A 22674-nucleotide genomic window follows, 5' to 3' on the forward strand; every position below is an offset into this window, starting at 1 on the left:
TGCCCAGGTCGACGTGTACAAGCTCGCCGAGGAGGTCACGGCGGGCCTCACCGGCATGGAGGTCCCGCTGCGGGTCGCCGTCATGGGCTGTGTGGTGAACGGCCCCGGCGAGGCCCGCGAGGCGGACCTCGGGGTCGCCTCCGGCAACGGCAAGGGCCAGATCTTCGTGAAGGGCGAGGTCATCAAGACCGTCCCCGAGTCCAAGATCGTCGAGACCCTCATCGAGGAGGCCATGAAGCTGGCCGAGCAGATGGAGGCCGACGGAGTCGCCTCGGGCGAGCCGTCGGTGGCGGTCGCGGGCTGACGAGAGCGCCGGCCCGGCGCCGGCAAAGCTCGGCTTCTCGGTGCCGGTCCGTGTCCTTCAGCCCGTCCGGCGTTTGAGGACGAGGCCCGTTCAGGGCCGATGCGGGGGTCTGGGGGCGGCAGCCCCCAGGGACGGCACGGGAAGCCCACGGCCACCCCGAAGACACCGGCCACCCCACACGCAGGGCGGCACCGCTCAGCTTCCGCAGGTACAGTGCGGGGATCAGCAGCCCTGAGTGTGAGGCCCCGTAGTTGTTGACCCAGACCACCTCCCGGGTCCTCGAACCGAGCGACCTGGACGCCGCGCTCGCCGTCCTCGACCGCGAGCCGGTGACCAACGCCTTCGTCACCTCCCGCGTCCAGGTCGCGGGCCTCGACCCCTGGCGGCTCGGCGGCGAGATGTGGGGCTGGTACGAGGACGGCATGCTGACGTCGCTGTGCTACGCGGGCGCCAACCTCGTCCCCATCTGCGCCACCCCCCGCGCCGTCCGCGCCTTCGCCGACCGCGCCCGCAGAGCGGGCCGCCGCTGCTCCTCCATCGTCGGCCCCGCCGAGTCCACCACCCAGCTCTGGCGTCTCCTCGAACCCCACTGGGGCCCCGCCCGCGAGGTCCGCGCCCACCAGCCCCTCATGGTCACCGACCGGATGCCCGCCGACCTGGCCCCCGACCCCTACGTCCGCCGCATCCGCAAGGACGAGATGGAGACGATCATGCCGGCCTGCGTGGCGATGTTCACCGAGGAGGTGGGCGTCTCCCCGATGGCCGGCGACGGAGGCCTGCTCTACCAGGCCCGCGTCGCGGAACTCGTCGGCTCCGGCCGCTCCTTCGCCCGCCTCGACGAACACGGCAGAGTCGTCTTCAAGGCGGAGATCGGCGCGGCCACCCCGCAGGCCTGCCAGATCCAGGGCGTCTGGGTCGCCCCGGAGTACCGGGGGAGAGGCCTCGCGGCGCCCGGCATGGCCGCGGTCCTGCGCTACGCCCTCGCGGACGTGGCCCCGGTGGTCAGCCTCTACGTCAACGACTTCAACACGGCCGCGCGCCGGACGTACCGGAGGGTCGGCTTCCAAGAGGTCGGCGCATTCATGAGCGTGCTGTTCTGACCCACCTGTAGGCTCCCCGCCATGGATCTCGTCATCGGCCCCCTGGACCTCCCCGCCCATGTGGACGAGGCCCTCGCGGTGCAGGCCGTCGCCTTCGGCCTCGGCCCCGACGAGGTCGCGGTCCGCCGCCAGATCGTCCTGCGGCACATGACGTACCCGGGCGCCCGGGCCCTCGGCGCCACCACCGGCGAGGGCCGCCTCGTCGGCTTCGTCTACGGCATGCCGAACGACCGCACCCACTGGTGGTCCACCGTCGTCGAGCCGTACCTGCGCGCCCAGGGCACCGACTTCTGGCTCGACGACTCCTTCGTCATCACCGAGCTGCACGTCCACCCCGCCTACCAGAACCGCGGCGCGGGCCGCGCCCTGATCACCGCGATCACCGACAGCGCGAGCCAGCCCCGCTCGATCCTCTCCGCGATCGACTTCGACAGCCCCGCCCGCGCCCTCTACCGCTCCCTCGGCTACCAGGACCTGGCCCGCCGCGTCCTGTTCCCCAGCGCCCCCCGCCCCTACGCCGTCATGGGCGCCCCGCTCCCCCTGCTCCGCACGTAACGGATTTCCGGCGACCCCGCGCTCCCGGCTAACCTCCTTGCCATCACCTCTTTCCCGGCAGGAGTACGAGAACCATGGCGAACGCACCGGTCCAGCGCATGTCCCAGTTGATGGCGAAGACCTTGCGCGACGACCCGGCGGACGCCGAGGTCCTCAGCCACAAGCTCCTCGTCCGCGCCGGCTACGTCCGCCGCACCGCCGCCGGCATCTGGTCCTGGCTCCCCCTCGGCAAGAAGGTGCTCGCCAACGTCGAGCGGATCGTCCGCGAGGAGATGGACGCGATCGGCGCCCAGGAGGTGCTGCTCCCCGCCCTCCTGCCCCGTGAGCCGTACGACGCCACGGGCCGCTGGGACGAGTACGGCGCGGAGCTGTTCCGGCTGAAGGACCGCAAGGGCGGCGACTACCTCCTCGGCCCCACCCACGAGGAGATCTTCACCCTGCTGGTCAAGGACCAGGCGTCCTCGTACAAGGACCTGCCCGTCATCCTGTACCAGATCCAGCACAAGTACCGCGACGAGGCCCGTCCGCGGGCCGGCATCCTGCGCGGCCGTGAGTTCCTGATGAAGGACTCCTACTCCTTCGACACCGAGGACGAGGGCCTCGCCCACTCCTACGCCCTGCACCGCGACGCCTACCAGCGGGTCTTCGAGCGCCTCGGCCTCGACTACCGCATCTGCGCCGCCACCGCCGGCGCGATGGGCGGCTCCAAGTCGGAGGAGTTCCTCGCCCCCGCCGGCGCCGGCGAGGACACCTTCGCCGACTGCCCGAACTGCGACTTCGCGGCCAACACCGAGGCGATCTCGTACGAGCTGAAGCCGGTCGCCGCCGAGGGCGTGCCCGCGCTGGAGGAGATCCCCACCCCGGACACCCCCACCATCGAGACCCTCGCCGCCCACCTCGGCGTCCAGGCCTCCGACACGCTGAAGAACCTCCTCGTGAAGGTCGACGGCGAGATCGTCGCCGTGGGCGTGCCCGGTGACCGCGAGGTGGACCTGGACAAGGTCGAGGCGCACTTCGCCCCGGCGACGGTCGAGCTGGTCACCGCCGAGGACTTCGTCGGCCGCCCCGACCTGGTGCGCGGTTACGTCGGCCCGCAGGGCCTGGGCGAGAAGGTCACCTACATCGCCGACCCGCGCGTGGCCCCCGGCACCTCCTGGATCACGGGCGCCAACAAGGACGGCATGCACGCGAAGAACGTGGTCGCGGGCCGTGACTTCGAGGTCGACACGTACGTCGACGTCGTGGTCGTCCAGGAGGGCGACCCCTGCCCGAACTGCGGCACCGGCCTCAAGCTGGACCGTGCCATCGAGATCGGCCACATCTTCCAGCTCGGCCGCAAGTACGCCGACGCCCTCAAGCTCGACGTCCTCGGCCAGAACGGCAAGCCGGTCCGCGTCACCATGGGCTCCTACGGCATCGGCGTCTCCCGCGCGGTCGCGGCCCTCGCCGAGCAGACCGCCGACGACAAGGGCCTGTGCTGGCCCGCCGAGGTCGCCCCGGCCGACGTCCACGTGGTCGCCGCCGGCAAGGCCCTCCAGACCGAGCTGGCGCTGGAGGTCTCCGAGAAGCTGCGGGCGGCCGGCCTGCGCGTCCTGGTCGACGACCGGGCCGGGGTCTCCCCGGGCGTGAAGTTCACCGACTCCGAGCTGATCGGCGTACCGAAGATCCTGGTCGCGGGCCGTCGCTCGGGCGAGGGCGTGGTCGAGCTGAAGGACCGCAGGACCGGAGAGCGCGAGGAGCTCACGGTGGACGAGGCGATCGCGAGGCTCACCGCCTGAAGCAGGTAATCCTCACGGGCATCTCTGAGGCCGTTCCCCGACCGTAGTGCGTGACAGAACGTCACTTCGGAGGGGAACGGTCCCCGTCCCCAGCGGACGCTGAAGCGCGCCTGCGGGCCGGGGCCGACTGCCCCGTGCTCGCCCTCAAGCTCACCTCCACGACGGTCATCTGACGGGAAATCAGCCGCAGTCGCAGCGATCGCCAGGCGCAACAGCCCCCGCCCTCACCGTCCTAGAGCCACCCGGCGAATTCGAGCAACAGCTCCGCGTCCCGCCCTCGCCCCACGCGGAGCGCCCGCACCCCCGACTCGACGGCGCGGAAGAGCGTCCACCCGCGCACCCGCTCCTGGTCCAGCTCCAACGACTCCGCCAGCTTGCGCACCCGCCGCCGCGTGGTTGCCGCCCCCGACGGTGAGGCGATCAGATCCTCCACCCGGTCCCGCACCAGCCGCGCCAGATCGAACGCGCACTCACCGACTACCGGATCCGGCCCCACCGCCAGCCACGGCGTCCGCTCGGCCGCCAGCACCTTGCTCTGCCGGAACGTCCCGTGCAGCAGCCGGTGTTCGGGCGGTGCGGCCAGCAACTCCGCCCGGGCCGTGAGCGCGGCGTCCACCAGGGCCACGACCTCCCCGCCGGCACTCGCCCGCATCGCCTCGGCCTGCCGCCCGGTCCGCTCGGCCACCGTCTCGAAGCCCCCCGCGACCCCGCCGTCGGCCGGCGGCTCCACCCACAGCCTCCGCAGCGTCCCCGCCGCCTCCAGCAGCGCCTTCGCCTCCGGCAGCGACCGGACCGAGACATCCGGGTGCAGCCGTTCGAGCAGCAGCACCCCCTCCGTGACCGGCCCGTCCAGCAGGTGTACGGCACCCAGGCCGCCCCAGTGCGCCAGCGCCGCCCGCTCCGCCTCCGGCCGGAACCTGGGCGGGGCCAGCTTGAGCACGGCGGGTGTCCCGTCCGCCCGGCGCACCAGCACCACCAGGCTGCTCCGGCCGCCGGGCAGCTGCACCCGCTCGACGGTCAACTCGCGCAGAGCGACGGCCTGTCCGGCCGCCTCCGGCAGCTTCTCCAACCAGTCGTCACCGCTCGGTGCCGTCTCACCGAGCGCCCGCACCAGCCGCTGCGGCGGTTCGAAAGCCATGCGCGAGTCGTTCCCTTCCCTCTCCGGGTCACATCGTCGGCGTCGCCGAGACTCCGGAGGTCGCCGCGTCCGTACCCGCCCGCTCGGCGAGCCCAGGGAAGGCTACGCTCCCGCCGCGCCAGCGCGCCGCGCGCACCGCCGCCTCCCGCAGCGCCCCGGCCGCCTCCCGGCGCCGCCCGTCCGCGGCTGCCCGCACCAGATCCGAGTACACCCCGGCCACCCGTCCCTCCAGCTCCGCGGCCAGCCGGACCGCCGTCGCCGCGTCCGTCACCGGGAACGGCAGGGCGTACGCGGCGCTCGCGGCGACCGGCTCGGCGCCCAGGTCGCGCACCTCGCGCACCAGCGCGTCCCGCCGCGCCCGGTGCGCGTCGTACGCGGCCCGCGCCTCGGTACGCCGGTCGGCGCCGATCCGGCCGCCGACCACGCCGTACCCGTACACGGCGGCGTGCTCGGCGGCCAACGCCGCCTGGAGCGCCGTCAGCTCCCCGCTCGCCTCGCTCTTCCCGCTCTTCCCCGGCTTCGCGCTCTCCGTGCTCCTGTCGGTCATCGGTTCCCCTCCGTCAGCAGATACGCGTGGGCCGCCCCGGCCGCCGCCACCGAGGCCAGCAGCCGCGCCAGCTCGCCCGGGACGTCGAGCAGCTCGGCGGTCCTGCGGTCCGCCAGCTCCCGCTCGGCCGCGGCGAGCGCCGCGAGCGCGTCCTTCTCGGTCACCGGCGCGGCTGTCGTCCCCGTGGCGGCAGGAGGCGGCGTGGCGGGCGGAGAAGACGTGGAGGGTGAAGGGGACGCAGGGGACGCAGAGGGTGTGGAAGACGTGGGGGACGCCTGGGCGGCAGAGGGGGACGCGGTCGGGGAAGGCCCGCCGCCCCCGCCGAACGCCTCCACGTGCCGGACGACCTCCGCCCGCAGCGGTGCCAGCCGCTGCGCCAGCGGGGGATGGGCGGCGAGGACGGCGTCGTACCGCGCCAGCAGCCCGCCGCTGTCCGCGGCCGCACGCGCGCGTGCCCGTTCGGTCACCGACGGGCTGCCGCCGGCGACCTCCTCCTCGGCGTGCTCGGAGCCGGACGAGCAGCCCACGAGCAGGGCCGCCCCGGCGGCCGACGCGAGCAGGGTTCTTCTGCGCGGCCCGGAGCGGGCGCGCGGAACGAGCGGGAACGGCACGGCAGACGTCCTCGGGGAATACGTGCGAACGGAGGACCGGGAAGCGAACAGGTCCGTGATCACCGTACCCGCGCGCACGCCGGAGCGAGGCCTCCGCCACCCTCCGTGCACGGGTGGACGGCAACACTCCCCGCGACCGGATACCCTTTGACCAGACACGCGACCCATCCCACAACAGCACACGCGGCCGAGGAGTCACCCGGATGAGCACCACCCAGAGCGAGAGGCTGCGAGAGCTCCTGGAACCGCTCGTCACCTCCCAGGGCCTGGATCTCGAAGAGATCGCCGTGGACTCCGTCGGTCGCAAGCGTGTGCTGCGCGTCGTCGTCGACTCCGACACCGGGGCGGACCTGGACCAGATCGCCGATGTGAGCCGCGCGCTCTCGGCGAAGCTCGACGAGAGCGACGCGATGGGCGCGGGCGAGTACACCCTCGAGGTCGGCACCCCGGGCGCCGAGCGCTCCCTCACCGAGCACCGCCACTACGTGCGCGCCACCGGCCGGCTGGTGAAGTTCCAGCTGACCGAGGGCGGCGAACTGATCGCGCGGATCCTGAAGGCCGACGACGACGGCCTCGACCTCGAAGTGCCCGGTGTGAAGGGCCGCAGGGCCACGACCCGCAGAGTCGGCTTCCCGGACATCGAGAAGGCGCGCGTGCAGGTCGAGTTCAACCGCAAGGACCAGGACGTCAAGGACGAGAAGGAAGAGGAGGCGTAGCCGTGGACATCGACATGAGTGCCCTGCGGGGCTTGGTACGGGAGAAGGAGATCTCCTTCGACCTGCTGGTCGAGGCGATCGAGTCGGCCCTCCTCATCGCCTACCACCGCACCGAGGGAAGCCGCCGATACGCGCGCGTGGAGCTCAACCGGGAGACCGGGCATGTGACCGTGTGGGCGAAGGAGGACCCCGAGGACCTCGAAGAGGGCCAGGAGCCCCGCGAGTTCGACGACACCCCGTCCGGCTTCGGCCGTATCGCCGCCACCACCGCCAAGCAGGTGATCCTGCAGCGGCTGCGCGACGCCGAGGACGACGCGACGCTCGGCGAGTACGCCGGCCGCGAGGGCGACATCGTCACCGGCGTGGTCCAGCAGGGCCGCGACCCCAAGAACGTGCTCGTGGACATCGGCAAGCTGGAGGCCATCCTCCCGGTCCAGGAGCAGGTCCCCGGAGAGACGTACCCGCACGGCATGCGCCTGCGTTCGTACGTCGTTCGGGTGGCCAAGGGCGTCCGGGGTCCCTCGGTCACGCTTTCGCGTACCCACCCCAATCTGGTGAAGAAGCTGTTCGCGCTGGAGGTGCCGGAGATCGCCGACGGGTCCGTCGAGATCGCCGCCATCGCCCGCGAGGCCGGCCACCGCACCAAGATCGCCGTACGGTCCACCCGTTCGGGCCTGAACGCCAAGGGAGCCTGCATCGGCCCCATGGGCGGCCGGGTGCGCAACGTGATGGGCGAGCTGAACGGCGAGAAGATCGACATCGTCGACTGGTCGGACGACCCGGCCGAGATGGTGGCGAACGCGCTGTCCCCGGCCCGGGTCTCCAAGGTCGACGTGGTGGACCTCGCGGCCCGCTCCGCGCGCGTGACCGTGCCGGACTACCAGCTGTCCCTGGCGATCGGCAAGGAGGGCCAGAACGCCCGCCTCGCCGCCCGCCTCACCGGCTGGCGGATCGACATCCGACCGGACACCGAGCAGACGTCCGACTAGATGTCCCACCTGTTCCACCTGGGGTTGGGCCGTTCGGGGGAATAGATCCAAGCCGAGGCCCGCTCAGATCACGTCAGATGTATCGCGGCAACCGTTCGACTCCTGCCCCGAAGGGGTGAGGTGGCCGCGGGGAGGTAGACTTAACTGTGTCTGGCCGGACGCACGCCGGAGCATGCCCTGAACGCACCTGTGTGGGGTGCCGGAAGCGAGCGGCCAAGACGGAGCTGCTGCGCATCGTGGCGGTCGAGGACGCCTGCGTCCCCGATCCTCGCGGTACGCTGCCCGGCCGGGGTGCGTATGTGCACCCCGCACTGGTCTGTCTCGACCAGGCGGTACGCCGCCGGGCGTTCACGCGGGCGTTGCGAGCCCCGGGAGCGCTCGACACAAAGGCGTTGCGCCAGTACGTCGAGCAGACGACAGTTGCCGATCGGGCAACACCGTAAGAAGCGCGTCGCGCGGATCGTCCGTGCGGCCAGGTACCCCGCGAGTTGGAAGTAGGTCGAGATTGCGATGAGCACTCGATGAGCACGCGATGAGTACGCCCATGAAGTAGCGACGGTCCGGCGGCAACCCGGACCTAAAAGGAGCGAAGTGGCTAAGGTCCGGGTATACGAACTCGCCAAGGAGTTCGGCGTGGAGAGCAAGGTCGTCATGGCCAAGCTCCAAGAACTCGGTGAATTCGTCCGTTCGGCGTCTTCGACCATCGAAGCGCCCGTAGTCCGCAAACTGACTGACGCCTTCCAGGGCGGCGGCAAGCCCGCCCCGCGCAAGGCCGCCCCCAAGCCTGGTGCGCCCTCCCCGGCGCAGTCGGCCCGTCCGGCCGCCCCGCGTCCGGCCGCCCCCAGGCCCGCCGCGCCTCAGGCGCCCACGACTCCGGCCGCCCCCGCGGCCTCGTCGGCCCCCGCGCCGGCGACCCCGGGCCCGCGTCCCGTGCCCGGTCCCAAGCCCGCGCCGCGTCCGGCGCCCGCCGCCCCGGAGTTCACCGCTCCGCCGTCGGCCCCGGCCGCCCCGCAGGCTCCCCGTCCGGCCGCCGCCCAGGGTCCGCGCCCCGGCGCCCCCCGGCCCGGCGCCCGTCCGGGCGGTCCCGGCCAGGGCCAGCAGGACCGCGGTCAGCGTCCGGCCGCCGGCCAGGGCCCGCGCCCCGGTGGCGCCGGCGCCCCCCGTCCGGGCGGCGCCCGTCCGTCCGGCCCGCGTCCGGGCAACAACCCCTTCACGTCCGGCGGCAACGCCGGTATGGCCCGTCCGCAGGCCCCCCGTCCGCAGGGCGCCCCGCGCCCCGGCGGCCCGGGTGGTGCCCCCGGTGGCGGCGGCCCCCGTCCCCAGGCGCCCGGCGCCCCGGGCGGCGGTCCTCGTCCGCAGGCTCCGGGCGGTTCCCGTCCGTCGCCCGCCGGTATGCCGCGTCCGCAGGGTGCGGGCCCCGGCGGTCCGCGTCCCGGCGGTCCGCGTCCCAACCCCGGCATGATGCCGCAGCGTCCCGCTGCCGGCCCCCGCCCCGGCGGCGGCCCCGGCGGTGGCGGCCGTGGCCCGGCCGGAGCCGGTCGGCCCGGCGGTGGCGGGCGTCCGGGTGGTGGCGGCGGCTTCGCCGGCCGTCCGGCCGGTCCCGGCGGCGGTGCCCGTCCGGGTGGCGGCGGCTTCGCCGGTCGTCCCGGTGGCGGTGGCCCCGGCGGCGGTGGCGGCGGCTTCGGTGGCGGCGGTGGCCGTCCCGGCTTCGGCGGCCGTCCCGGCGGTCCCGGTGGCCGCGGTGGCACGCAGGGCGCCTTCGGCCGCCCCGGCGGCCCGGCCCGTCGTGGCCGCAAGTCGAAGCGTCAGCGTCGCCAGGAGTACGAGGCCATGCAGGCCCCGTCCGTCGGCGGTGTGATGCTGCCGCGCGGCAACGGCGAGACGATCCGTCTCTCCCGCGGCGCGTCGCTCACCGACTTCGCGGAGAAGATCAACGCCAACCCGGCGTCGCTCGTCGCGGTCATGATGAACCTCGGCGAGATGGTCACCGCGACCCAGTCCGTCTCCGACGAGACCCTCCAGCTCCTCGCGGGCGAGATGAACTACGAGGTTCAGATCGTCAGCCCGGAGGAGGAGGACCGCGAGCTGCTCGAGTCCTTCGACATCGAGTTCGGCGAGGACGAGGGCGACGAGTCCGACCTGGTGGTCCGCCCGCCGGTCGTCACCGTCATGGGTCACGTCGACCACGGAAAGACCCGACTGCTCGACGCCATCCGCAAGACCAACGTCATCGCGGGCGAGGCCGGCGGCATCACCCAGCACATCGGTGCGTACCAGGTCGCGACCCAGGTCAACGACGAAGAGCGCAAGATCACCTTCATCGACACCCCGGGTCACGAGGCCTTCACCGCCATGCGTGCGCGTGGTGCGAAGTCCACGGACATCGCGATCCTGGTCGTCGCGGCCAACGACGGCGTCATGCCGCAGACGGTCGAGGCGCTCAACCACGCCAAGGCGGCCGACGTCCCGATCGTCGTCGCGGTCAACAAGATCGACGTCGAGGGCGCCGACCCGACCAAGGTGCGCGGTCAGCTCACCGAGTTCGGTCTGGTGGCCGAGGAGTACGGCGGCGACACCATGTTCGTCGACATCTCCGCCAAGCAGGGTCTGCACATCGACTCGCTGCTGGAGGCCGTGATCCTCACGGCCGACGCCTCGCTCGACCTGCGGGCCAACCCCAGCCAGGACGCGCAGGGCATCTCGATCGAGTCCCGTCTCGACCGCGGCCGCGGTGCCGTGGCGACGGTCCTCGTCCAGCGAGGCACCCTGCGGGTCGGCGACACGATGGTCGTGGGCGACGCCTACGGTCGTGTGCGCGCCATGCTCGACGACAACGGCAACAACGTCGCCGAGGCCGGCCCGTCGACGCCGGTCCAGGTCCTGGGCCTGACCAACGTCCCGGGTGCGGGCGACAACTTCCTCGTCGTCGACGAGGACCGCACCGCCCGCCAGATCGCCGAGAAGCGTGCGGCCCGCGAGCGCAACGCCGCCTTCGCCAAGCGCACGCGCAGGTTCTCCCTGGAGAACCTGGACGCGGCCCTGAAGGCCGGCGAGGTCCAGCAGCTGAACCTGATCATCAAGGGCGACGCGTCCGGATCGGTCGAGGCCCTGGAATCGTCCCTGCTCCAGCTGGACGTCGGCGAAGAGGTCGACATCCGCGTCCTGCACCGCGGCGTCGGTGCGGTCACGGAGTCGGACATCGACCTGGCCATGGGCTCGGACGCGATCGTCATCGGCTTCAACGTCCGGGCAGCCGGCCGTGCGCAGCAGATGGCGGAGCGCGAGGGCGTCGACGTGCGCTACTACTCGGTCATCTACCAGGCGATCGAGGAGATCGAGGCGGCCCTGAAGGGTCTCCTCAAGCCGGAGTACGAAGAGGTCGAGCTCGGTACGGCGGAGATCCGCGAGGTCTTCAAGTCGTCCAAGCTGGGCAACATCGCCGGTGTCCTCATCCGCTCGGGCGAGGTCAAGCGCAACACCAAGGCGCGCCTCATCCGCGACGGCAAGGTCATCGCGGAGAACCTCAACATCGAGGGCCTGCGCCGCTTCAAGGACGACGTCACCGAGATCCGCGAAGGGTTCGAGGGCGGTATCAACCTCGGCAACTTCAACGACATCAAGATCGACGACGTCATCGCGACGTACGAGATGCGCGAGAAGCCGCGGGTGTAACCCACGGTCGGTGGTGCCGGTCCACCGGGACACAGTCCCGGAGGACCGGCACCGCTCCGTCTGGAGAAACTCCGCGCGGAACCCTGCGAAGGGTGCCGCTACGCAGTTCCTGCCCGGGGCGCCGGGACGAAGTTCCGCGAAGGCTGCGGAGCAGAGTCCCGGGCCGGGCGCCCGGACAAAGCTCTGGACCGGTGCCGGGGCGAAGCTCTGCGCGACCCTCGGGACGGAACTCCGTGTGGGGTGCCGGGTACCGGGACCAAGCTCTGTGCGAGGTGCGGGGCGGCTTTCTGGGCTAGGCGCCCAGGGAACTCTGTGCGGGGCGCCGGGACGGAGCTCTGCGTGGGGTGCCGCGTCGGTGTCCTGCGAAGGGTGCTGCCACGGGGTCCTGCGCTGGGTTCCGGGACGAAGCTCTGTGCAGGATGCGGAGCGGAGTTCTGGGCTGGGCGCCGGGGCGAAGCTCTGGGCTGGTGCCGGCACGAAGCTCTGCGCGGGTCTCGGGACGGAACTCCGTGTGGGGTGCCGGGCCGGGGCCTGGTGCACGGTGCCGGGACGAAGCTCTGCGAAGAGTGCGGAGCGGAGTTCCGGGCCGGGCGCCGGGACGGAGTTCTGTGCCGGTGCCGGGGCGGAGTTCTGGGCAGGGTGCCCGGGAGGGAACTCCGTGTGGGGTGCCGCGCCGGTGCCCGTGAAGGGTGTCGGGATGGAGCTCTGTGCGGGGTGCAGGGGACGCAGTCCCCGCCGGGGGCCGGGGCGGAGCCCCGGGGTGGGGGCACTTCTCGTCCGACCGAGTCGGGTGGGTGGGTGGGAAACTCCGTCGAGCCGACGGCAGGATCGCGGTACCGTTCATGATGCCCCTGTCCCACACGGCCGACAGGGCCATCGATCCCGTACCGGCGGGTGAACCGGCTGCGCATGTACGTGGGGACTCTGTCCTTCGACCTGCTCCTCGGCGACGTCCACTCGCTGAAGGAGAAACGCTCCGTCGTCCGGCCCATCGTCGCCGAGCTCCAGCGCAAGTACGCGGTGAGCGCGGCCGAGGTCGACCACCAGGGCCTCCACCGCAGGGCCTGCATAGGCCTCGCCGTGGTCTCCGGTGACGCGGAGCACCTGACCGACGTACTGGACCGGTGCGAACGGCTCGTCGCCGCCCGCCCGGAGGTGGAACTGCTGTCGGTCAGACGCCGTTTCCACGGCGAAGACGACGACTGACCACAGAACAGCACACAGACACGACACGCAAGAAAGAACGGGAGACGGACCAGTGGCCGACAACGCGCGCGCCAAGAGGCTGGCGGACCTCATCCGAGAGGTGGTGGCGCAGAAGCTGCAGCGCGGGATCAAGGACCCGCGGCTCGGTTCCCACGTCACCATCACGGACACCAGGGTCACAGGTGACCTCCGGGAGGCGACCGTCTTCTACACCGTGTACGGCGACGACGAGGACCGCAAGGCCGCCGCGGCCGGTCTGGAGAGCGCCAAGGGCATCCTGCGCTCCGAGGTCGGCCGCGCGGCCGGTGTGAAGTTCACGCCGACGCTGGCCTTCGTCGCCGACGCCCTCCCGGACAACGCCCGCACCATCGACGACCTCCTCGACAAGGCGCGCGCCGCCGACGAGAAGGTCCGCGAGGCGTCCGCGGGCGCCGGGTACGCCGGCGAGGCCGACCCGTACCGCAAGCCCGGTGACGACGAGACGGACGACACCGCCGAATGAACCGCAAGTCCACCGCGCCCGACGGCCTCGTCATCGTCGACAAGCCGTCGGGCTTCACTTCCCACGACGTCGTGGCCAAGATGCGCGGGATCGCGAAGACCCGCCGCGTCGGCCACGCCGGCACGCTCGACCCGATGGCGACCGGCGTCCTCGTCCTCGGTGTGGAGAAGGCGACCAAGCTCCTCGGTCACCTCGCCCTCACCGAGAAGGAGTACCTCGGGACGATCCGCCTCGGCCAGACGACCCTGACCGACGACGCCGAGGGCGAGATCACCGCCTCCGCCGACGCCTCCCGGATCACCCGCGAGGCCATCGACGCCGGCATCGCCAAGCTCAGCGGCGCCATCATGCAGGTGCCGTCCAAGGTCAGCGCCATCAAGATCGACGGCGTACGGTCGTACAAGCGCGCCCGCGAGGGCGAGGAGTTCGAGATCCCGGCCCGCCCGGTGACCATCTCCTCCTTCGCCGTGTACGACGTCCGCGACGCCGTCGCCGAGGACGGCACCCCCGTCCTGGACCTGGTCGTCTCGGTCGTCTGCTCCTCGGGCACCTACATCCGCGCCCTCGCCCGCGACCTGGGCGCGGACCTCGGCGTCGGCGGACATCTCACCGCCCTGCGCCGCACCCGGGTCGGCCCCTACAAGCTGGACTCCGCCAAGACGCTCGACCAGCTCCAGAAGGAACTGGCCGTGATGCCGATCGCCGAGGCCGCCGCGGCCGCGTTCCCCCGCTGGGACGTGGACGCCAAGCGGGCCCGGCTGCTCATGAACGGCGTCCGCCTGGAGATGCCCGAGGAGTACGCGGGCGCCGGCCCGGTCGCCGTCTTCGACCCCGAGGGCCGCTTCCTGGCCCTGGTGGAGGAGCAGAAGGGCAAGGCCAAGAGCCTCGCCGTGCTGAGCTGACCCTCCGCTCCACGCACCGCTCTGCCCGTGGAGCGGCGGACACGGGGTGATCCACTGCCCCGCCGCTCCACGGTCCCCCCTCGGTTCCCCCTCCCCTAGCCTGCGTCCGGCCGCCCGGGTTCATTCACCCGACCGGGCAGGCGCTCGGAGTGAACCGAGGGAGCGCAGGGGGGCGCTTTCGCCACGGCCCCTGTTCTCTTGATCACCGCACGCCTACCGTCGAATCGAGGGCACGAGGGCACGAGGGCACAGGGGCGCTGCGGGAGGTAGGGCGATGGCGGGACGGGGCCCGTGGACGGACGACGACCACGGCGTGCACACCGCCTCCACCGGCACACCCCGCGACACACCCCTCGGCGCCACCGCCCCGGCCACCCACCCCGCCACCGACCCGGCCACCCCCCTGGTCCGCCTCCGCGACCTCGCCGGCCGCCCACGCGGCACCGGCTTCGTCGCCGACCACCTCGGCACGGTCGTCACCAGCCATGAGGCCGTGGCCGGCCTGACCGGCCTCACCCTGCACGGCGCCGACGGCCGTGTCTGCGCCGTGACCGCCGAGGCGGTCACCCCGCTCCCGGAGCTGAACCTCGCCCTCGTCCGCACGGAGGGTCTCGGCACCGACCCGCTCCCGGTGACCGCTCGCGAACCCGTCGGCACCGGGACGTACGTCCGGCTGGCCGCGGGCTGCTGGCGCGAGGCGCGTGTGCTGGGCACGACCGGGGCGACGTACCACCCGGCCCCAGGCCAGGTCCACCGGCTCGACGGTGCCCTCGAACTGGCCATCGGCACGGCGGGCCGGGACGCGCTGCGGCCCGGCGGCGGCGCGAGCGGGGGACCGGTCCTGGACGCGGGGACGGGCGCGGTCGTCGCGGTCCTGGGCACCACCCTGCGCTCCGGCGACCGCGAGGGCGGCTTCGCCGTCCCCCTGCGCCCCGCCGCCCCCGGCCCCCTGGCCGAGCTGCTCGCCCGCAACGCGGCGACCGTACCCGCGTACGGAGCCGACCTCAATCTCGCGGGCGTCCTGGAGCTCACCGCCACCTCGGTGGCCTCCGACGGCCCGCCCGGCGCCTGCTCCGGTCACCCGGGCGGCCCCGGCGGCACCACCGTGGCCACCGTCGAACGCGCCGCGCCGGCAAGGGAGTTCGCCGCCTTCACCACCGGCCCGGCGGCCGTCCTCGGGCTTGTCGGACCACCGGGCAGCGGCCGTACGACAGAACTCGCGGCCCTCGCCGCCCGCCGCACCCGGGGCCCCGAACCCGCCCCCACCCTGTGGCTGCGCGGCGCGGACCTCAAGCAGGACGACGACTCGCTCGCCGACGCGGCCCGCAGGGCACTGACCCGCGCCGCCCGTATCGTCGCCGCCTCCCGTGCCGCCCGCCCGACGGCACTCGCCCAGGACCCGTCGGGGGCGCCCTCCTCCGGGACCGACCCCGCCCTCCTCGGCGACATCGGCCCCGACCGTCTGGCCCGCCTCGCCCACGCCGCCGGCCGCCCGCTGCTCCTCCTGCTCGACGGCCCCGAGGAGATGCCCCCCGTCCTCGCCCACCGGCTCGCCGACTGGACCGAGGGCACCGCGCAGTGGCTGCGGCACACGGGCGCACGCCTGATGGTCGCCTGCCGCGCCGAGTACTGGGAGTGCGCCGGGACCCGCTTCCCGCCCGGGATGCTGTACGAGGGCACGGGCCCCCGGGAGGAGACGGCCGGGGCGCTCCCGCCCTGCGTCCCGCTCGGCGACCTCACCCCCGCCGAGGCCCGCGCCGCCCTGGCCCGGTACGCCGTCCCCGGCACCGCGCTCACCGGCCCCGACGCCCGGCACCCGCTCACGATCCGGCTCCTCTCCGAGGTCCGCGCCGCCCTGCCCGACCCACCGCCCGCCCACCCCGTCGACCGCCATGAGGTCCTCGCCGCCTACCTCGACCTGATGTGCCTGCGCGTCGCCGTCCGCCTCGCCGCGGAGAACGGCCTGCGCGGCACCGCGGTCCGCCGGCTCGCGGCGAAGGTCTCCGGCCAGGTCCACGACGCCGCCCGGCGCAGCCTCGGGCCGGGCCAGGGCGAGCTGGACCGGGAGTCCTTCGAGGCGGTCTTCCCCTGGGGACCGGCACCCGCCCGGCTCGGCGGCGGCACCGGATGGGCCCACGCCGTCCTCACCGAGGGCCTGCTGGTGCCCGCCGGGGGCGGCTACCGCTTCGCCCACGAGGAACTCGCCGACTGGATCCAGGGCGTCCACCTCGACCTCGACGAGGCCCTGCGCGCCCTCGTCCACCGCCGACGCAGCCCCGAGGGAGGCCACCCGCTCCCCGTCCCGCACCACCGCATCGGCCCGGTTGTCCAGGCGCTGCTCCTCCTCGGCCGCCAACAGGGCACGCGGCAACTACACCGCCGCCTGGAGGAGTTGCTGCGCGCCCTGGACGCCGAGGGCACGTCCTGGTGGGCCGCCCGGCTCCTGGCCGAGACCCTGCTCCGCGTCCCGGACGCCACGCCGTACACCGGAGTTCTGCGACTGCTGGCGGACCGCATCGTGGCGGCGGCCGAGGCGGCCGAGGGGGCCGAGGGGGCCGAGGGGGCGGTTCGGCCGGTGGCGGGGGCGGGGGCGGGGGGTGAAGGGCCCGGCCCGGCCGTGGCGGGGGGCGAAAAGGCGGACCGGGGTGCGGCGGCGGACGAGCAGCCGCACCCGGGGGTCGGTCGGGGCGAACGGTTCGGCCGGTGCGGTGAGTTCGGGCCCGGGTTCTGGACCCGGCTCGCCCTCCCGCCCGAGCTGTGCCTGGATCTGCTGCGCCGGCTCGTCCTCGCCGACCCCGCCCCGGACCGCGCCGATCCCGCCCCGGACCGCGCCGATCCCGCCCCGGACCGCGCAGACGCCGCCCCGGACCGCGCAGACGCCGCCCTGGAACGTGCCGACGCCACCCCGGAACGCGTCCGCGCCCCCCGGTACCTTGACGCCGTCGCCCGTCTCCTCGCCGACGACTCCACCGCCGTACAGCCGTACCTCACGCGCTGGTTCGACGACGAGCGGCCGCTGCCCGCGACCCCGCACGCCACCGTGGCCACGGCCGCGCAGGCGCTCCTGCACACGCACCGGCACCGGTCGCCTGACGACCTCACCGAGACGCTCGTCGGCTGCGGGCACCCCCGGGCCGCCGAACTGCTCACCGTGCTCGCGGAGGACGAACCGTCCACGCTCTGCCGGGCCGTCGACCGCTGGGCGCACGACGAACGGCCCGCCCGCCGCGCCGCCGCGCTGACATACGCCCGGCACACCGCCGCGCACACCACCACCGACACCGACCGGGGCCTGCTGCGCCACGCGGCGCTCGCCCTGCTCGCCCGCCCCGACGACTTCCCCCTGCACGGCGGCGCGCTCGCCCTCCTCGTCCGTGACCCCGAGACCCGCGACCGCCATCTGCCCCCGGCGCTGAAGCGCTTCGCGGCGGGCGACCCGCAGCTTCCGGCGAGCGCCCTGCTGGCCGCGCTCGACACCCATCCCGAGCCGGTCCTGGACGCCGTCCTCACCCGCCTGGACAGCCCCGGCGCGAGCGGCATCCTGCGGGCCCTCGCCGACGCCACCCCGGCCGCGCTCGCCCACCGGGTCGCCGCCGCCGTACGGGAGGCGGTACGGCGGCGGCCGGACACGGCGGGGGACGTCGCCGCGTACGTCGACCAGCGCCTGGACCAGGAGCCGGCCGCCCGGGCCGTCCTCCTCCCGCTGGTCACCGGCCTGCTGGAGCCCGGCGGCCCCGAACAGGTACGGGCCGCGCTGGCCGGCGTCCTGCTGGCCCCCGGCACCCCCGGATCCCGTCCGCTGCGGCGTGAGCTGCTGGAGCACCTGCTGGCCCACGAGCACACGCCGGCCGTGCTGGACGCCGTCCTGCACGCGGCCCCGCAGCGCGGCGGCGACGAGCTGCGCGCCCTCGTCCACCGCACCGGCCTGCTCCTGGCCCGCACCCCGGACGGCGCGACCCGCTTCGACCGGGGCCTGGTCGAGCTGGCCCGGCACATCCCGGGCTTCGCCGCCCGGGCGACGGGCTGGTTCACCGACGCGCCGGGAGACTGGGCGGTCCTGGTCGGCCCGGGCGCCCGGCGCACCCTGGAGGACCTCGCGGGGGCACGGGTACTCGCATGACCGGAACCACGGGAGCGCGGGCGCGCGTGGATCGAGTCACACCCCGATGCCGATGCGGGCAGGAAGCACCCGGCATGGCACCCTTAGACCTGCGTAAGAGCAACGGTTGATACGGACACGGGTTCGAGGAGCGGTCACAGTGCAGCGCTGGCGTGGCTTGGAGGACATCCCCGAGGACTGGGGACGCAGCGTCGTCACCATCGGCTCCTACGACGGGGTCCACCGGGGGCACCAGCTGATCATCCAGCACGCCGTGGACCGCGCCCGCGAGCTGGGCGTCCCCTCCGTCGTCGTCACCTTCGACCCGCACCCCAGCGAGGTCGTGCGCCCCGGCAGCCACCCGCCGCTGCTCGCCCCGCACCACCGCCGCGCCGAGCTGATGGCGGAGCTGGGCGTCGACGCGCTCCTGATCCTGCCCTTCACCACCGAGTTCTCGAAGCTGTCGCCGGCCGAGTTCGTGGTGAAGGTCCTCGTCGACAAGCTGCACGCCCGGGCCGTCGTCGAGGGCCCGAACTTCCGCTTCGGCCACAAGGCCGCGGGCCATGTCGAGTTCCTCGCCGAGCAGGGCAAGGTGTACGACTTCGAGGTCGAGGTCGTCGACCTGGTGCTGTGCGGGGAGGCGGGCGGCGGCGAACCCTTCTCCTCGACCCTCACCCGCCGCCTGGTCGGCGCCGGCGACGTCGCGGGCGCCGCGGAGATCCTCGGCCGCCCGCACCGCGTGGAGGGCATCGTCGTGCGCGGCGCCCAGCGCGGCCGGGAGCTGGGCTTCCCCACGGCCAACGTCGAGACCCTCCCGCACACCGCGATCCCGGCCGACGGCGTCTACGCGGGCTGGCTGCACGCGGGCGGTGAGGTGATGCCGGCCGCGATCTCCGTCGGCACCAACCCGCAGTTCGACGGCACCGAGCGCACGGTGGAGGCGTACGCCATCGACCGTGTCGGCCTCGACCTGTACGGCCTGCACGTCGCCGTCGACTTCCTCGCCTTCGTGCGCGGCCAGGCGAAGTTCGACTCGCTGGAGGGCCTGCTGGAGCAGATGGCCGAGGACGTGAAGCGCTGCCGGGAGCTGGTGGCGGCGGCGGAGTAGCGTTCCGGCGTTCCGGAGTTCCTGCGTTCCTGGGGCGGTAAGGCCGAAGGGCGGCCGGTGTCCGACGACACCGGCCGCCCTTCGGCGTACGTCACTGCTGCGGGGGCGGAGGCGGGGGAGGGGTCTGGCCGCCGTCGCCGTCCGGCCGGGGCGGTGGCGGGTAGCCGTAGCCCGCCGGGGGCTGGGGCGGCTGGGGGTAGCCGTAACCGGCCGGGGGCTGGGGCGGCCCGGGCTGCGGCGGCTGCGGCGGGTAGGGCTGACCGGGCGGCTGCTCGGACTGCGGCGGGTACGGGGCCGGACCGGGAGGGCCCTGCAGGGGGTACGGCTGGGGCGGCTGGGCCGTGTGGGGAGGCTGGGCTGCGTGTGGCGCCTCGGGCGGGTACGGCTGGCCGGGGAAAGGCTGGGCCGGATACGGCTGACCCTCTCCGGGCCGACCGGGGGCGGCCGGGAAATGCGCCGACGGGCCGGGCGCCGACGGGCCGGGATACTGCCGACCGGCGTAGGGCTGCCCGGCGTAGGGCTGCCCGGGGCCCGTCTGCCCGGGGAACCCTCCCGGCTGGGCCGGATACGGCTGACCCGGCTGGCCGGGGTACGGCTGGTGCTGGAAGGGGTACGGCGGCTGCTGTTGGCCTGGCATCGGCGGGGCGGCGACCGGCGGCGGGTTGCCGTCGTTCGTCCACAGGCCGTGCATCTGCTGATGCCGTACGAAGTCCTCGGCGACCATCGCCGCGAGGTTGAAGTACGCGTCCCGCACCTTGGGCCGCATCATGTCGAGGTCGACCTCGGCACCGGCCGCGAGATGCTCGTCGAACGGGACCACGACCACACCGCGGCAGCGCGTCTCGAAGTGCTGCACGATGTCCTCGACCTTGATCATCTTGCCGGTCTCGCGCACCCCCGAGATGACGGTGATGGACCGCGAGACCAGCTCCGCGTACCCGTGCGCGGACAGCCAGTCCAGCGTCGTACTGGCGCTGCTCGCCCCGTCGACCGACGGCGTCGAGATGATGATCAGCTGATCGGCGAGGTCGAGCACCCCACGCATCGCGCTGTAGAGCAGGCCGGTGCCCGAGTCGGTGAGGATGACCGGGTACTGCTTGCCGAGCACGTCTATCGCGCGCCGGTAGTCCTCGTCGTTGAAGGTCGTGGAGACGGCCGGGTCGACGTCGTTGGCGATGATCTCCAGGCCCGAGGGCGCCTGGGATGTGAACCGCCGGATGTCCATGTACGAGTTGAGGTACGGGATCGCCTGGACGAGGTCGCGGATGGTGGCCCCGGTCTCCCGCCGCACCCGCCGGCCGAGCGTACCGGCGTCCGGGTTGGCGTCGATCGCGAGGATCTTGTCCTGGCGCTCGATGGCGAGGGTGGAGCCGAGCGCGGTGGTGGTCGTCGTCTTGCCGACACCGCCCTTGAGACTGATGACGGCGATGCGGTAGCAGGAGAGCACCGGCGTACGGATCAGCTCCAGCTTGCGCTGCCGCTCCGCCTCCTCCTTCTTCCCACCGAGCTTGAAACGGGAGGACGATGCGGTCGGACGTCCGCTCTTCGCCTTCTGCTTCTTGTTGTTGAGCAGCCGGTCCGAGGACAGCTCCACGGCCGCGGTGTAACCCAGCGGCGCGGCGCCGGGGTTGACCGGCTGCCGCTGATCGTGCTGGACGGCCTGCGGCCAGGCGGCACCGACCCGGGGGTCGACGGGCTGCTGCGGAGGCTGCGGCGGGTGCCCGGGCTGCGCGGCGGCTTCGGGGGTGTGCACGGGGTGCTGAGCCCCGTACGGCGGCTGCCCGGGGAAGCCCTGAGGCGCTCCCGGGACCTCGGGCACGCGTCCGTCGGCCTGGTGGGGGATACCGGGCTGGGGCTGGGGCTGGGGGTGAGGCGCGGGCGGCGTCTGGGGGAAGCCGTAGCCGGCAGGGGCGGGGGGCGCGGGGGGCTGCGGGAAGCCGTACGCACCGGCGGCGTCGGGCGCGGGCGGTCGCGGGAACCCGTACCCGTCAGGGGTGTTGGGGGCGGGAGGCGGCGGGAAGCCGTAGCCAGGCTGCTGCTGCTGCGGGGTGGGCGGCTGCGGAAACCCGTAGGCGGGCGGCTGTGGGGCCAGCTGGGCGGCGGGCTGCGGCGCGGGCGGTGCCGCCTCGGGCCGAGCCGGCGCGGGTTCGGCCTGCTGGTGCGGCAGCGGCTGGGCGGGCCACTGGGCCGCAGGCGCGGGAGCCGCGGGCTCGTACGACGGCGGCAACGGCGGCACCCCACCCTGCGGCACGGGCGGCGGAGCCCAGGCAGGCTGAGCGGCGGCGGACGCGGCGTGCTCCTCGGCGCCGTCGGGGGCGTCGGTGGCTTCGGCGGGCTCGGGAGCGGCCTGCCCGGAGTCCTCACTGGCGACCACGCCTTCGGCGGAGTCGTCGGCAGCGGGGGAGGCCTCGTCGGCGCCGGTCGGGGCCTCGGCCGCGCCCTCCGGAGCTGCCTCTTGGTCGTGCGAAGGACCGCTGTCGGCGCCGACGACGTCGGCCGCAGCCGCCTCGGGCTCGGTGTCGGTCCCGGGCTGGGTGTCGGTCCCGGGCTGGGTGTCCGTCCCGGGCTCGGTGTCCGTCCCGGCCTCGTCCTCGTGCGCGGCCGTGCCGGTCTCACCGGCCGCCTCCGCCTCTACCTGCTCGGCAGGCTCCGCGGTCGGTTCCCCGGTCGGTGCACCGGTCGGCTCGCCGGCCTGCTCCTCGATCTGCTGCTGCTTGACGGCCACAGGGGAGATCCGCAGAGTGGCGCCGCTCTCCAGGTCCCCGCTCTCAGCACCACTCGCCTCGACGGGCGCAGCCGGAACGGCGGCCGGCGCCTGCGGCACGGGCGGTGGGGCGAAGGGCGCGGGAGCGGCGGGAGGAGCAGCGGGAGGAGCGACGGGCGGGGCATAAGGCGCCGTGGCGGCACCCGGCATCTCCGGCGGTGGCGGGGGAACCTGCCCCGGCGGCAGGAACGGCGCGGGAGGCTGGAACGGAGCCAGGCCCGGAACCGGAGGCTGGAACGGAGCCAGGCCCGGCACCGGGGGCTGGAACGGCGCCGGCGACGGGGCGGCAGGAGCCGTCCCCGGCCCCGCCCCCTGACCCGATACCTCCCCTTGGCTCGGCACGGACCCGGAGTCAGGAGCGTTTGACGGCGCTCCCGTCGTCCCGCCGGTTCCGCCGATTCCGCCGGTCGCGCCAGTCGCGCCGGTCCCCTCGGTCTCCGTAGTCCCTGTGGTCGAACCCGAACCCCCGCCCGCATTCTGGGTGTACCAAGCGGGCGGCGCGTAGTCGATGGTGAACTCGCCCGTCATCTCAAGGGCGGATTCCGCGTCGGGCTGGTCATCGCCGGGTGTGGCCCAGCCCCCGCGCGTCCCGTCCCGATCGCTGCTCACAATTCCTCCTGGTGTGGTCGAGCACCCTCGGACTCGCTCCTGCCGTGCCGGGGCGCGACCTTTTCGTCGTACGC

General features: G+C 73.9%; 17 protein-coding genes. 13 read left to right on the forward strand and 4 right to left on the reverse strand.

Annotated features, from left to right (window positions below; translation table 11 throughout):
• From AQJ58_RS35055 to AQJ58_RS35070, 4 genes are all read left to right on the forward strand, one after another.
• The coding region (locus AQJ58_RS35055) for a flavodoxin/ferredoxin-dependent (E)-4-hydroxy-3-methylbut-2-enyl-diphosphate synthase (protein ID WP_159056368.1) at positions 1–304 on the forward strand (304 nt) is incomplete at its 5' end.
• A gap of 251 nt (positions 305–555) precedes the next feature.
• Complete coding sequence (locus tag AQJ58_RS35060; protein ID WP_067257624.1) at positions 556–1404, forward strand: GNAT family N-acetyltransferase; 849 nt, start codon at positions 556–558, stop codon at positions 1402–1404.
• Positions 1405–1425: 21 nt separating this feature from the next.
• Complete coding sequence (locus AQJ58_RS35065; protein WP_067257627.1) at positions 1426–1959, forward strand: GNAT family N-acetyltransferase; 534 nt, start codon at positions 1426–1428, stop codon at positions 1957–1959.
• Between the two features lie 74 nt (positions 1960–2033).
• Positions 2034–3737: a proline--tRNA ligase gene (locus tag AQJ58_RS35070; protein WP_067257630.1), complete on the forward strand. Its 1704-nt coding sequence runs from the start codon at positions 2034–2036 to the stop codon at positions 3735–3737.
• 232 nt (positions 3738–3969) lie between these two features.
• Here the strand turns inward: AQJ58_RS35070 and AQJ58_RS35075 are convergent, their stop codons facing one another.
• From AQJ58_RS35075 to AQJ58_RS35085, 3 genes are read right to left on the reverse strand one after another with little or no spacing between them, the layout of a single operon-like run.
• Positions 3970–4875: an aminoglycoside phosphotransferase family protein gene (locus AQJ58_RS35075; RefSeq protein WP_067257633.1), complete on the reverse strand. Its 906-nt coding sequence runs from the start codon at positions 4873–4875 to the stop codon at positions 3970–3972.
• A gap of 28 nt (positions 4876–4903) precedes the next feature.
• Complete coding sequence (locus AQJ58_RS35080) at positions 4904–5422, reverse strand: ferritin-like domain-containing protein (RefSeq protein WP_067257635.1); 519 nt, start codon at positions 5420–5422, stop codon at positions 4904–4906.
• Positions 5419–6033 (reverse strand): hypothetical protein, encoded by a 615-nt coding sequence (locus AQJ58_RS35085; protein ID WP_067257638.1) that lies wholly within the window; start codon positions 6031–6033, stop codon positions 5419–5421. The genes AQJ58_RS35080 and AQJ58_RS35085 overlap by 4 nt, the downstream gene beginning before the upstream one ends.
• Before the next feature lie 203 nt (positions 6034–6236).
• Between AQJ58_RS35085 and rimP the strand changes: the two genes are divergently transcribed.
• The 9 genes from rimP (at position 6237) to AQJ58_RS35125 (ending at position 19227) form a co-directional block, all read left to right on the forward strand.
• Complete coding sequence (rimP, locus tag AQJ58_RS35090; protein WP_067257641.1) at positions 6237–6749, forward strand: ribosome maturation factor RimP; 513 nt, start codon at positions 6237–6239, stop codon at positions 6747–6749.
• A 2-nt stretch (positions 6750–6751) separates the two neighbouring features.
• Entirely contained in the window at positions 6752–7738 is a 987-nt protein-coding gene (gene nusA / locus AQJ58_RS35095; RefSeq protein WP_067257644.1) for a transcription termination factor NusA, read from the forward strand.
• 146 nt (positions 7739–7884) lie between these two features.
• Positions 7885–8181 carry a YlxR family protein gene (locus AQJ58_RS41900; protein WP_079079419.1) on the forward strand — a complete coding sequence of 99 codons (297 nt, stop codon included), beginning with the start codon at positions 7885–7887 and terminating at the stop codon, positions 8179–8181.
• Positions 8182–8329: 148 nt separating this feature from the next.
• Complete coding sequence (gene infB / locus AQJ58_RS41905) at positions 8330–11410, forward strand: translation initiation factor IF-2 (protein ID WP_079079420.1); 3081 nt, start codon at positions 8330–8332, stop codon at positions 11408–11410.
• A gap of 909 nt (positions 11411–12319) precedes the next feature.
• Positions 12320–12616 (forward strand): DUF503 domain-containing protein, encoded by a 297-nt coding sequence (locus AQJ58_RS35105; protein WP_067257724.1) that lies wholly within the window; start codon positions 12320–12322, stop codon positions 12614–12616.
• 52 nt (positions 12617–12668) lie between these two features.
• Positions 12669–13118 (forward strand): 30S ribosome-binding factor RbfA, encoded by a 450-nt coding sequence (rbfA, locus tag AQJ58_RS35110; protein ID WP_067257649.1) that lies wholly within the window; start codon positions 12669–12671, stop codon positions 13116–13118.
• Positions 13115–14020 (forward strand): tRNA pseudouridine(55) synthase TruB, encoded by a 906-nt coding sequence (gene truB / locus AQJ58_RS35115; protein ID WP_067257652.1) that lies wholly within the window; start codon positions 13115–13117, stop codon positions 14018–14020. Before rbfA ends, truB begins: the two co-directional genes overlap by 4 nt.
• Positions 14021–14294: 274 nt before the next feature.
• Complete coding sequence (locus tag AQJ58_RS41910) at positions 14295–18140, forward strand: S1 family peptidase (protein ID WP_079079421.1); 3846 nt, start codon at positions 14295–14297, stop codon at positions 18138–18140.
• Between the two features lie 139 nt (positions 18141–18279).
• On the forward strand, positions 18280–19227 hold the full coding sequence (locus AQJ58_RS35125; RefSeq protein ID WP_067257655.1) for a bifunctional riboflavin kinase/FAD synthetase: 948 nt from the start codon (positions 18280–18282) through the stop codon (positions 19225–19227).
• Positions 19228–19318: 91 nt separating this feature from the next.
• On the opposite strand, the gene AQJ58_RS35130 is transcribed toward AQJ58_RS35125, so the two are convergent.
• Positions 19319–22600 carry an SCO5717 family growth-regulating ATPase gene (locus AQJ58_RS35130; protein WP_079079422.1) on the reverse strand — a complete coding sequence of 1094 codons (3282 nt, stop codon included), beginning with the start codon at positions 22598–22600 and terminating at the stop codon, positions 19319–19321.
• Positions 22601–22674 lie beyond the last annotated feature (74 nt).

Origin of the sequence: Streptomyces sp. DSM 15324, from assembly GCF_001514285.1 — a bacterium.
Taxonomy (GTDB): Bacteria; Actinomycetota; Actinomycetes; order Streptomycetales; family Streptomycetaceae; genus Streptomyces.

Coding starts and splice junctions, on each gene's coding strand:
- AQJ58_RS35065 (WP_067257627.1), top strand. CDS start 1,426: ATGGATCTCGTCATCGGCCCCCTGGACCTCCCCGCCCATGTGGACGAG.
- AQJ58_RS35070 (WP_067257630.1), top strand. CDS start 2,034: ATGGCGAACGCACCGGTCCAGCGCATGTCCCAGTTGATGGCGAAGACC.
- AQJ58_RS35075 (WP_067257633.1), bottom strand. CDS start 4,875: ATGGCTTTCGAACCGCCGCAGCGGCTGGTGCGGGCGCTCGGTGAGACG.
- AQJ58_RS35080 (WP_067257635.1), bottom strand. CDS start 5,422: ATGACCGACAGGAGCACGGAGAGCGCGAAGCCGGGGAAGAGCGGGAAG.
- rimP (WP_067257641.1), top strand. CDS start 6,237: ATGAGCACCACCCAGAGCGAGAGGCTGCGAGAGCTCCTGGAACCGCTC.
- AQJ58_RS35105 (WP_067257724.1), top strand. CDS start 12,320: ATGTACGTGGGGACTCTGTCCTTCGACCTGCTCCTCGGCGACGTCCAC.
- truB (WP_067257652.1), top strand. CDS start 13,115: ATGAACCGCAAGTCCACCGCGCCCGACGGCCTCGTCATCGTCGACAAG.
- AQJ58_RS41910 (WP_079079421.1), top strand. CDS start 14,295: ATGGCGGGACGGGGCCCGTGGACGGACGACGACCACGGCGTGCACACC.